General features: G+C 68.6%; 10 protein-coding genes. 5 read left to right on the top strand and 5 right to left on the bottom strand.

Annotation, left to right across the window (positions count from 1 at the left end; translation table 11 throughout):
* The first annotated feature begins 28 nt into the window (after positions 1-28).
* Together KPB06_RS31085 and KPB06_RS31080 are read left to right on the top strand one after the other, a co-directional pair.
* The gene (locus tag KPB06_RS31085) at positions 29-2251 is read left to right on the top strand and encodes an amylo-alpha-1,6-glucosidase (protein WP_059584565.1); all 2223 of its coding nucleotides are present in this window, start codon (positions 29-31) and stop codon (positions 2249-2251) included.
* Positions 2252-2347: 96 nt separating this feature from the next.
* Entirely contained in the window at positions 2348-2599 is a 252-nt protein-coding gene (locus tag KPB06_RS31080; protein WP_006482135.1) for a hypothetical protein, read from the top strand.
* 484 nt (positions 2600-3083) lie between these two features.
* On the opposite strand, the gene penR is transcribed toward KPB06_RS31080, so the two are convergent.
* Entirely contained in the window at positions 3084-3974 is an 891-nt protein-coding gene (gene penR / locus KPB06_RS31075; RefSeq protein WP_124657728.1) for a beta-lactamase transcriptional regulator PenR, read from the bottom strand.
* A gap of 136 nt (positions 3975-4110) precedes the next feature.
* On the opposite strand from penR, the gene blaPEN-B reads away from it, so the two are divergent.
* Positions 4111-5049, top strand: a complete 939-nt coding sequence (blaPEN-B, locus tag KPB06_RS31070; protein WP_059584569.1) for a PEN-B family class A beta-lactamase — start codon at positions 4111-4113, stop codon at positions 5047-5049.
* A 91-nt stretch (positions 5050-5140) separates the two neighbouring features.
* Here the strand turns inward: blaPEN-B and KPB06_RS31065 are convergent, their stop codons facing one another.
* From KPB06_RS31065 to KPB06_RS31050, 4 genes are all read right to left on the bottom strand, one after another.
* On the bottom strand, positions 5141-5269 hold the full coding sequence (locus tag KPB06_RS31065; RefSeq protein ID WP_269112991.1) for a hypothetical protein: 129 nt from the start codon (positions 5267-5269) through the stop codon (positions 5141-5143).
* Positions 5270-5883: 614 nt separating this feature from the next.
* Complete coding sequence (locus tag KPB06_RS31060; RefSeq protein ID WP_124657730.1) at positions 5884-6063, bottom strand: hypothetical protein; 180 nt, start codon at positions 6061-6063, stop codon at positions 5884-5886.
* 19 nt (positions 6064-6082) lie between these two features.
* Entirely contained in the window at positions 6083-7459 is a 1377-nt protein-coding gene (locus KPB06_RS31055; protein ID WP_059584571.1) for an ATP-binding protein, read from the bottom strand.
* Positions 7456-8118, bottom strand: a complete 663-nt coding sequence (locus KPB06_RS31050; RefSeq protein WP_059584573.1) for a response regulator — start codon at positions 8116-8118, stop codon at positions 7456-7458. The genes KPB06_RS31055 and KPB06_RS31050 overlap by 4 nt, the downstream gene beginning before the upstream one ends.
* A gap of 233 nt (positions 8119-8351) precedes the next feature.
* Here KPB06_RS31050 and KPB06_RS31045 point away from each other — a divergent pair, with 233 nt between their 5' ends.
* Both KPB06_RS31045 and KPB06_RS31040 read left to right on the top strand, forming a co-directional pair.
* Positions 8352-8705, top strand: a complete 354-nt coding sequence (locus tag KPB06_RS31045) for a NirD/YgiW/YdeI family stress tolerance protein (RefSeq protein ID WP_059584575.1) — start codon at positions 8352-8354, stop codon at positions 8703-8705.
* A 55-nt stretch (positions 8706-8760) separates the two neighbouring features.
* Complete coding sequence (locus tag KPB06_RS31040) at positions 8761-9621, top strand: MurR/RpiR family transcriptional regulator (RefSeq protein ID WP_059584577.1); 861 nt, start codon at positions 8761-8763, stop codon at positions 9619-9621.
* Positions 9622-9672: the final 51 nt, after the last annotated feature.

The following is a 9672-nucleotide window of genomic DNA, read 5'->3' as shown; positions in this document are numbered from 1 at the left end:
CGCGTTGCGCCTCGACACAGGAGCATCGATGCCGAATCACGCCGAAGCCACGACGACGCAGGCGCCGCAAGTCGCGCCGATTCCCCCGGCCACCGCGTCGGGTCCCGCTTTCATCGCGCCCGAAGCCGATCCGCAGGTCCTCGCGCGCAACAACCAGTACGTGCTGAAATCCGGCGACGCGTTCGTGGTCAGCGACGCGCTCGGCGATATCGCCGGCCATGACGACGGCCTGTTCGTCGACGACATGCGCGTGCTGTCGACGTGGCGCCTGACGTTCGGCGGCCGCGCGCCGTCGCTGCTGTCGGGCGCGACGAGCGCCGACAACGCGTCGTTCACCGCGCACCTGACGAACCGCCCGCTGCCGCCGCTCGGCGGCCACGAGACGCCCGAGGGCGTGATCCATATCGAGCGCATGCGCGTGCTCGCGGGCGACGTGCTGCACGAAGCGCTGACGCTGACGAACTACGGCGCGAGCGAAGCCGAGGTGCCGCTGTCGCTGTCGTTCGCGGCGGATTTCAAGGACATGTTCGAAGTGCGCGGCACGCGGCGGCCCAAGCGCGGCACGGTGGGCGCGCCGCGCGTCGACGCGGGCGCGGTGCGGCTGCGGTACGACGGCCTCGACGGCGTGGAGCGCAACGTGACCGTGCATTTTTCGCCGGCGCCCGACGCGCTGTCGGTCGATCGTGCCGACTACACGCTGACGATCGCCGCGCAGGCGTGCGTGTCGATCTACCTGACCGTCGATGCGACGCTCGGGCCCGCGCAGGGCGAAGGGCCCGGGTGCGGCCGCGTCGCGCTGCGCACGGCGCTCGTCGGCGTGCATCGCGAGATGCGGGCACGGCGCGAGTCGATGGCGCGCGTGAACACCGGCAATCCGCTGTTCGACGCGTGGCTCGATCGTTCGCTCGCGGATCTCGGGCTGCTCACGACGCAGCTCGACACGGGGCCGTACCCGTATGCGGGCATTCCGTGGTTCTCGACGCCGTTCGGCCGCGACGCGATCATCACGTCGCTGCAGATGCTGTGGCTGCAGCCGTCGCTCGCGCGCGGCGTGCTGCGCTTTCTCGCCGAGCATCAGGCGCGCGAGACCTCCGCGTTCCGCGACGCGGAGCCCGGCAAGATCATGCACGAGTTCCGCCGCAGCGAGATGGCCGCGACGGGCGAGGTGCCGTTTGCGCTGTACTACGGCGGCGTCGATACGACACCGCTGTTCATCGTGCTCGCGGGCGCCTATGCCGAGCGCACCGGCGACGATGCGCTGATCGACGAGCTGTGGCCCGCGCTCGAGCGGGCCGTGCAATGGGTGATCGACAAGTGCGACCGCAATCCGTACGGACTGCTCGACTACCAGCGCACGTCGGAGCGCGGCCTCGCGAACCAGGGCTGGAAGGACAGCCACGATTCGGTGTTCCACGCGGACGGCCGTTTCCCGGACGGGCCGATCGCGCTCGTCGAGGTGCAGGCCTACGCGTGCGCGGCGCTCGACGCGATGTCGGCGTGCGCGCACCGGCGCGGCCATGCGGCCGACGCGACGCGCTACGCGTTGCGCGCGAAGACGCTGCGCGACCAGGTCGACGCGCTGTTCTGGATGCCGGAAGGCGATTTCTACGGGATCGCGCTCGACGGGCATGGCGAGCTGTGCCGCGTGTTCGCATCGAACGCGGGCCATCTGCTTGCGTTCGGGCTGCCGGACGCCGAGCGCGGCGCGGCGGTCGCCGGCGTGCTCGGCTCGGCGCTGTTCCAGACGGGCTGGGGCATCCGCACGCTCGCGGCCGGCCAGCCGCGCTTCAACCCGATGGCCTATCACAACGGTTCGGTGTGGCCGCACGACAACGCGCTCATCGCGCGCGGCCTGGCGCGCTACGGCGACAAGACGGCCGCGGTGAACCTGCTGCGTGCGCTGTTCGAGGCGGCGGTGAGCTTCGAGATGCGCCTGCCGGAACTGTTCTGCGGGTTCCCGCGCCGGCGCGGCGAACCGCCGACCGCGTATCCGGTGGCCTGCCTGCCGCAGGCGTGGGCGGCCGGCGCGCCGTTCATGATGCTGCAGGCGTGCCTCGGCGTGAGCATCGACGCGTCGCGCCACGAGGTGCGCGTCGAACGCCCGGCATTGCCGGAAGGCGTCGACTGGCTGCGGATCGATGCGCTGCGCGTCGGCGACGAAACCGTGTCGCTGACGTTCCGCCGGGTCGACGGGCAGGTCGTCGCGGCGGCGGAGCGGCCGGGCCGCGTCAAGGTGGTCGCGGTGCTGTAGCGGGGCGCCGCGCGAACGTTGCGCGATGTCGCGCCACGTTCGCGCGCGGCGGCATAGAATCGTGACATGACCCTTGAACGATGGCGGAGGTAGACGATGACGACCGACAACCGGCCCGACGACGGCGAGCACAAGCTCGAGAATCTGGAAGCGGCGGTCGACCACCTGCACAAGTCGATCGAATCGCAGAGCATCGCGGTCGGCGCGGCGAAGGGCATTCTGTTCAGCCTGATCGAAACGCTCGGCGCGTTGATCGGCGATCCCGACCTGCCCGAGCATGCGCGTTCGGGCTACGAAGCGCTGCGCGACAAGGCGAGCGAATTGCGCGGCGGGCTCGACCGCCATTGACGTACGGGTGGCGCAGGCGCTGCCCGATTCTGCGCACGCGGCACAAAACCCCGTGCGCTCAATCAGTTAGGTGCCCGATACGCAGGATATCCACACGCTTGCCAACACAATCTGTGGAGAACCGCCCCGGCCATCGGCCGGGCGCGCCACGCATGCGCGGCGCGCGGTTCCACAATCATTCCGGTGCCACGCCATTGACCGGTCAAGGTCCGCGGATCGAATCCCCTTGTGTATCAAGATGTTACGCGTCCGATCCGGCGGATATCCACAGGCTTGCCAACAAAATCTGTGGACAACTCGCAATCGATTGCGTCGCACGGGTTGAGGATCCGGCCCGAATGCGAGCGGGGCGCGAAGCCCGCGTGCAAAGGCTGCCCGCGCCGTGCGTCGGCGCGCGAATGCGTGCGCGATCAAGGGGTTAGGCGCCGCGTACCCAGGATATCCACATCCTTGCCAACAAAATCTGTGGACAAGCGCGGCCGTGTTAGGCGCCCGGCGCCGTACCGGCCGCTTCCGCCACGATCCAGTCGCGAAAGAGCGTCATCGCCGGCGTCAGCGGCTTCGACTTCAGCGACGTGAGCCAGTAGCCGCCCGCGCGCACGTCGATGTCGAACGGCCGCGCGAGCTGGCCGAGCTGCAGTTCGCGCGAGAACATGCACGCGGGCGCGAGCGCGACGCCCGCACCCTGCATCGCGGCCTCGACCATCAGCCGGGACGAATCGAACACGGGCCCATTGACGGCCCACGGTTCGAGCCGCGCGGCGTCGAACCAGCCGTGCCATTCGTCGGTGCGATACGAGCGCAGCAGCGTTTCGTTCGCGAGATCGGCCGGCCGCGCGACGCGCCGCGCGATGTCCGGCGTGCATAGCGCGGTGAGCGGCGCATCGAGCAGCCGCTCGTTGCGCGTGGCCGGCCAGTTGCCTTCACCGAAGCGGATCGCGAAATCGAGGCCCTCGGCGGCGAGGTCGACGACGTTGTTGTTGGTCCGCAGTCGCAGCTCGACGAACGGGTGCGTGTCGCCGAACTGCTTCAGCCTCGGCATTAGCCAGCCTAGGGCAAAGGTGCCGACGACGCCGAGCGTCAGCACCTCGTGGAAACGCCCGCCGTCGAACTGCTTGAGCACTGTCTCGATGCGGCTGAACGCGTCGCTCAGCACCGGCAGCAGCGCGCGCCCCTCGTCGGTCAGCCCGAGGCCGCGCGGCAGCCGCGTAAACAGCGTGCAGCCGAGCCGCTCCTCGAGCGAGCGCACCTGCTGGCTGACGGCGGCCTGGGTCACGCTCAGCTCGAGGCCGGCGCGCGTGAAGTTCAGGTGGCGCGCCGACGATTCGAACGCGCGCAACGCATTGAGCGGAAGATGAGGGCGGAGCTTAGTCATAAGAATTTCTTTTGTCAGCGCTCAATTATCGTTGCTTGTCGGGCAACCGTAAAGTGCCGATAGTGCTGCCTCGGCGGCCGGCCGTTTTCAACGCGCCAACCACGTTTCGCCGCCATTCCACCACGAGACAACCGACATGACCTACTCATCGAAACGTCGATCCCTGTTGCTGGCCGCCGCGACGGCGCCGCTCGTTCTTACCGTCACCGCATGCGCGTCGCGACAGGCCGCTGCGCCGGACGCCGCCACGGCGGCAGCGGCGGCTGCCGCGGACGCCATTGCGCCTGTTGCTGCTGCGACGACGCTGGCCGATCTCGAACGCGACGCGGGCGGCCGTCTCGGCGTGTGCGCGATCGACACGGCGAGCGGCCGGGTCATCGAGCATCGCGCGGGCGAGCGCTTCCCGTTCTGCAGCACGTTCAAGGCGATGCTGAGCGCGGCGGTGCTCGCGCGGAGCGTCGAGCAACCGGGCTTGCTGCAACAGCGCGTGACCTACACCAAGGCCGATCTCGTCAACTATTCGCCGGTATCGGAGAAGCACGTCGGCGCGGGCATGACGGTCGCCGCGCTGTGCGAGGCTACGATCCAGTACAGCGACAACTCGGCCGCGAACCTGCTGATGAAGCTGATCGGCGGCCCGTCGGCGGTCACGGCCTACGCGCGCTCGATCGGCGACGACACGTTCCGTCTCGATCGATGGGAGACCGAACTGAATACCGCGTTGCCGGGCGACCCGCGCGACACGACGACGCCGGCCGCGATGGCCGCCAGCCTGCGCGTGCTGACGCTCGGCGACGCGTTGCCGGCCGCGCAGCGTGAGCAGCTCGTCGCCTGGCTGCGCTGCAACAAGGTCGGCGACAAGCGGATCCGCGCGGGCGTGCCGGCCGGGTGGACGGTCGGCGACAAGACCGGCACGGGCGACTACGGGACGACGAACGACGCGGGCGTCATCTGGCCGACGTCGCGCGCGCCGATCGTGCTGGCCGTGTACTACACGCAGACGCGAGCCGATGCGCGGGCGAAGGACGACGTGATCGCGTCGGTCGCTCGCATCGTCGCGCGGACGTTCGGCTGAGTGGCGCGGCACGGCACGGCGCGACAGGCATCGCGCACGCTGCGGGCGCATCGTGCCGCAGTCGTGACCTGCGCGATCAAACGTTGTGCGATCAACGACTTAGCTCGCGCATGCTCAGGATATCCACATGCTTGCCAACAAAAAGTGTGAACAAGCCCGCGCGCAGCGGGCGCGCCGCGCGGCGCGCGCCGTCGTGCCGCGTTTGAAGCAGCGCGGACAAAGTCTTTCGGATCAAGCGCTTGGCCGCGGTATGCGCAGGCTATCCACACGCTTGCCAACACAATCTGTGGACAAGCACCGCAGCCGGCGCGGCGGGCGGCGCATCACGTACCGCAGCGGCATGCAACCGGCGCTTGGCCGCCCGTGTGCCGTTTTCTAGGCGGCGCGGACAAAGTCTTTCGGATCAAATGCTTGATCGCGGTATGCGCAGGCTATCCACATGCTTGCCAACAAAATTTGTGGGTAAGTGGGCGATGCAGGTTCGGTCCGCATGCAGTGGTCATGACATGACGGGGATCGGGCGTCCGTTGTCGCGGCGTCGTGACGCGATGTGCGGCGAAGCATGCGCGCGACGGTCATCACGTGCGCCGCGTCTGCATCACGCGTGCCAAAGTCCATCGGATCAAGGGTTTAGCGTCGCGGTGCGCAGGATATCCACAAGCTTGCCAACATTTTCTGTGGAGAAGTCGGCGGTCGCGATTCGGCCGATGTCACGCGCCGCCACACGTCGCACATGCGAACTCCCGCCGTGCAGATATCGGCCACGCCGACCTTCTGGATGAGGCCGCGTCGAGATGAATCCCGGCTGCCGCTTCATGAACGCCACGTCGGCCTTCAGACGACGAGCAAGTCGGCTTCGTCGGCGGCCGCCAGCGTGAAGCGGCCGATGTGAACGCGTACTTGCCGCAGTCCGGCGCGTTTGCTGCGCACCGATGACAAACCCTTTCCGATCAATGGCTTGGTGCCGTTAATGGAGGGGTTGTCCACAAGCTTGCCAACATAATCTGTGGACAAGCCGTCCGCCGCCCGCGCATCAGGCCGGCCGCGGGAAGCGCACCGTGACGGTCAGCCCGCGCCCGCCGCGCGTGGTCGCGAGCGCGACGGTCGCGCGATGCTGTTCGGCGATCCGCTTGACGATCGACAACCCGAGCCCGCTGCCCGACGACGTGACTGCCTGCGCGCCTTCGCCGCGATAGAAGCGCTCCCACACGTCGGTGCGTTCTGCCTCCGGAATGCCGGGGCCGTCGTCGGCCACCTCGAGCACGGGCGTCGCGCCGTCGATGCGCGCGGACACGTCGACGCGCGCGCCTTCGCCTGCATAGCGGATCGCGTTGTCGACGAGATTGTTCAGCAGCACGCGCAGCGTGTCGGCATTGCCCGCGGCCATCACCGGTGCGTCGACGATCGCGCCGAGATCGATGCGGTGCGCGTCGGCGACGCGCGCGCGGTCCGACACCACCGAGCGGCACAGCGCGGCGAGATCGACCGGCGCCGACGCGGCGACGGCCGCCTGCGCATCGGGTTCGAGGCGCGCGAGCGTCAGCAACTGCTCGGCGAGGTGGCCGAGGCGCGTCGTGCCCGCGTGGATCTGCGCGAGGATGCGCTCGCGCTCCTCCGCGGTCGCCGCGCGCCGCAGCAGTTCGGACTGGATCGACAGCCCCATGATCGGCGTGCGCAGCTCGTGCGCGGCATCGGCGATGAAGTGCCGCTGCAACGTGAACGAGCGGTCGAGGCGCGCGAGCAGGTCGTTGATCGCCTCGGCGAGCGGACGGACCTCGTTCGGCATCGATGCGACGTCGACCGGCTCGAGGTTGTTCGCATTCCTGCGTTTCAGGCCTGCCGCGATCGCCCGCAGCGGCTGCAGCCCCGCGCCGATGCCGAACCACAGGCCCAGCGCGAGCAGCGGGAGCATCGAGAACACCGGCCACAGAAGATGAACGGCGATGCCCGCGATCGCTTCCCAGCGCGCATGCCGCGCCTGCGCGAGCCGGATCGTCGTGCCGCCGCGCTCCGTCACATAGGTGCGCCACGGCTGGCCGCCGACGTCGACGCTCGCGATGCCCTGCTGCGCGGGTGGTGGCAGCTTCGAGTCGCGGTCGGTCGAATACACGAGCGTACCGTTGCGCCACACCTGCAGCAGCACCGCATCGGGGTCGCTCGCCTCGAAGCCGTGCTTGCCTCTGGCATGGTTGCTGAACGACAGCTCGCCGTTCGGGCCGACGACGATCTGTTTCGACATGCTGCGCATCTGGTCGTCGAGCAGGTCGTCGAGTTCGCGCAGCGCGCCCCAGTAGGTGCCGGCGCTCGCGACCAGGCCGATCACGCAGGCGGCCGGCATCAGCCACGTCAGCAGGCGCCGCCGCAGCGACGCGTTGCGCCAGCGCGCGAGCGCGCGTTGCACGCGCGTCACGTGCCGTCACCGATCCGGTAGCCGACGCCGCGCACCGTGCGGATCACGTCGTGGCCGAGTTTCTTGCGCAGGTTGTGGATATGCACCTGCACCGCGTTGCTCTCGATTTCCTCGCCCCAGCTGTACAGCCGTTCCTCGAACTGTTCGCGCGAAATCACCGCGCCCGGTTCGCGCATCAGCTCGTGCAGCAGCACGAATTCCTTCGGCGACAGCGGCACTTCGTCGTCGTCGAGCCAGACGAGGTGCTTGACGGGATCGAGCCGCAGCGGGCCGATCGCGAGCGTCGTCTGCGCGCGGCCCGCATGGCGGCGGTTGACCGCGCGGATGCGGGCGAGCAGTTCGTCGAGCTCGAACGGCTTGACGAGATAGTCGTCCGCGCCGCTGTCGAGGCCCGCGATGCGGTCCGGCACGCCGTCGCGCGCGGTGATGATGATCGCGGGCAGGTTTTCGTCGCGGCGGCGCAGCGCGGCGAGCACCGACAGGCCGTCGCGGTTCGGCAGCCCGAGATCGAGCAGCAGCAGCCCGTAGCCGGTCGTGCGCAGCGCGAGCGACGCGGCGTCGCCGTCTTTCACCCAGTCGACCGCGAAGCCTTCCTGTTTGAGGCCCTGTTCGAGCCCGCTGCCGATCAGCGGATCGTCCTCGACGAGCAGTACGCGCATGGATTCGTGTCTCTTCAACGGGGGCGCCGCGGCGCCCGGGGTTCCCATGATAAGCGTGCGCATCTTAGGTCTGGCTTAAATGCGCGCGGTGCGCGGCCTCGTTTCGTACTCGTCCGATGCGGCGCCGTGTCACTTCGGCATGCCCTTCAGGTTTGCTTAATCTTACGGTCCGTAATCTGGCGCCGTCGCGTTCAACGAAGCGCGGCGCCACATCGAAGAAGAGGAACGAGATCATGAAACACCTGGCCAGAATCCTGATGATTGCACTCGCCACGCTGCCTGCCGCCGTCCATGCGCAATACACGGGGCCGTCCGCGCTGACCACGACGACGGTGAAGGAGCTGCTCGCGAATGGCAAGGACGACCAGCACGTGCAGTTGCAGGGGCGCATCGTCAAGCACGTCGGCGGCGAGGATTACGAATTCGTCGATGCCACCGGCACGATCCGCGTCGAGATCGACCACAAGTTGTGGGCAGCCGGCCAGCCCGTCAGCGACAAGAACGAAGTGAAGCTGACCGGCGAATTCGAGCGCAAATGGTCGGGCAGCGTGAAGGTCGACGCCGATCACGTCGAAGTGCTGCGCTGACAGGTGGGCGCGGGGCCGGTGATACCATGGACGACCGGTTCCCGTTCCCACCAAGATGGCCGCCAATTTCGACGAACTCGCGTCCCGGATCCGGGCGCAATTTTCCGAGCTGAGCCCGCAATTCCAGGCGGGCGCCGCCTTCCTGCTCGATCATCCCGACGAAGTCGCCACGTCGTCGATGCGCAAGGTCGCGCAGCGCGCGCAGGTGCAGCCCGCGTCGCTCGTGCGGCTCGCGCAGCAATTCGGCTTTCCAGGCTGGAACGAGCTGCGCGACCTGTGCGTCGCGCGCGTGCGCACGCGGCCCGAGCCGCTCACGCAGCGTGCGCGCTCGCTGGTGCGGCCCGACGCGAAGGCGTCGCTCGCGCACGATCTGCTCGCCGCGCAGCAGCACAACCTGTCGGCGACCGCCGCGCAGAACGCGCACGTGCTCGCGGATGCGGCGAGGCTGATCCGCAAGGCATCGCACGTGCACGTGGCGGGCTTTCGCTCGTGCTATCCGGTCGCGTTCGGTTTCGTCTACGGCTACCGGCTGTTCCGTCCGACCGTGTCGCTGCTCAACGGCGTCGCCGGTTCGCTCGAAATGGAGTTGCGGACGATCGCGAAGCACAGCGTGACCGTGATCGTCAGCTTCGCGCCGTATTCGGCCGAGGCGACGCGCGTCGCGCAGGCCGCGAAGGCGCAGGGCAGCCGGATCGTCGCGATCACCGACAGCGCGGTGTCGCCGATCGCGCTGCACGCGGACGCGCAACTGATCTTCACGCACGACAGCCCGTCGTTCTTTCCGTCGCTGGTGGCCGCGCACGCGATGGCCGAGGCGCTGGTCGCGCAGTTGCTGGCGCTCGAAGGCAGCGATGCGATCGCCGCGCTCGAGCGGACCGAGGCGGAACTGCACGCGAAGGGCGCGTACGTCGTTTGACGGGCGCGGGATGTGCGGTTTCAGCGAACCTTCATTGATGACCCGACGCAA

This window comes from Burkholderia semiarida (genome assembly GCF_029268935.1).
In the GTDB taxonomy this organism is placed as follows: Bacteria; Pseudomonadota; Gammaproteobacteria; order Burkholderiales; family Burkholderiaceae; genus Burkholderia; species Burkholderia semiarida.
This window is presented reverse-complemented; position numbering and strand designations above follow the sequence as displayed.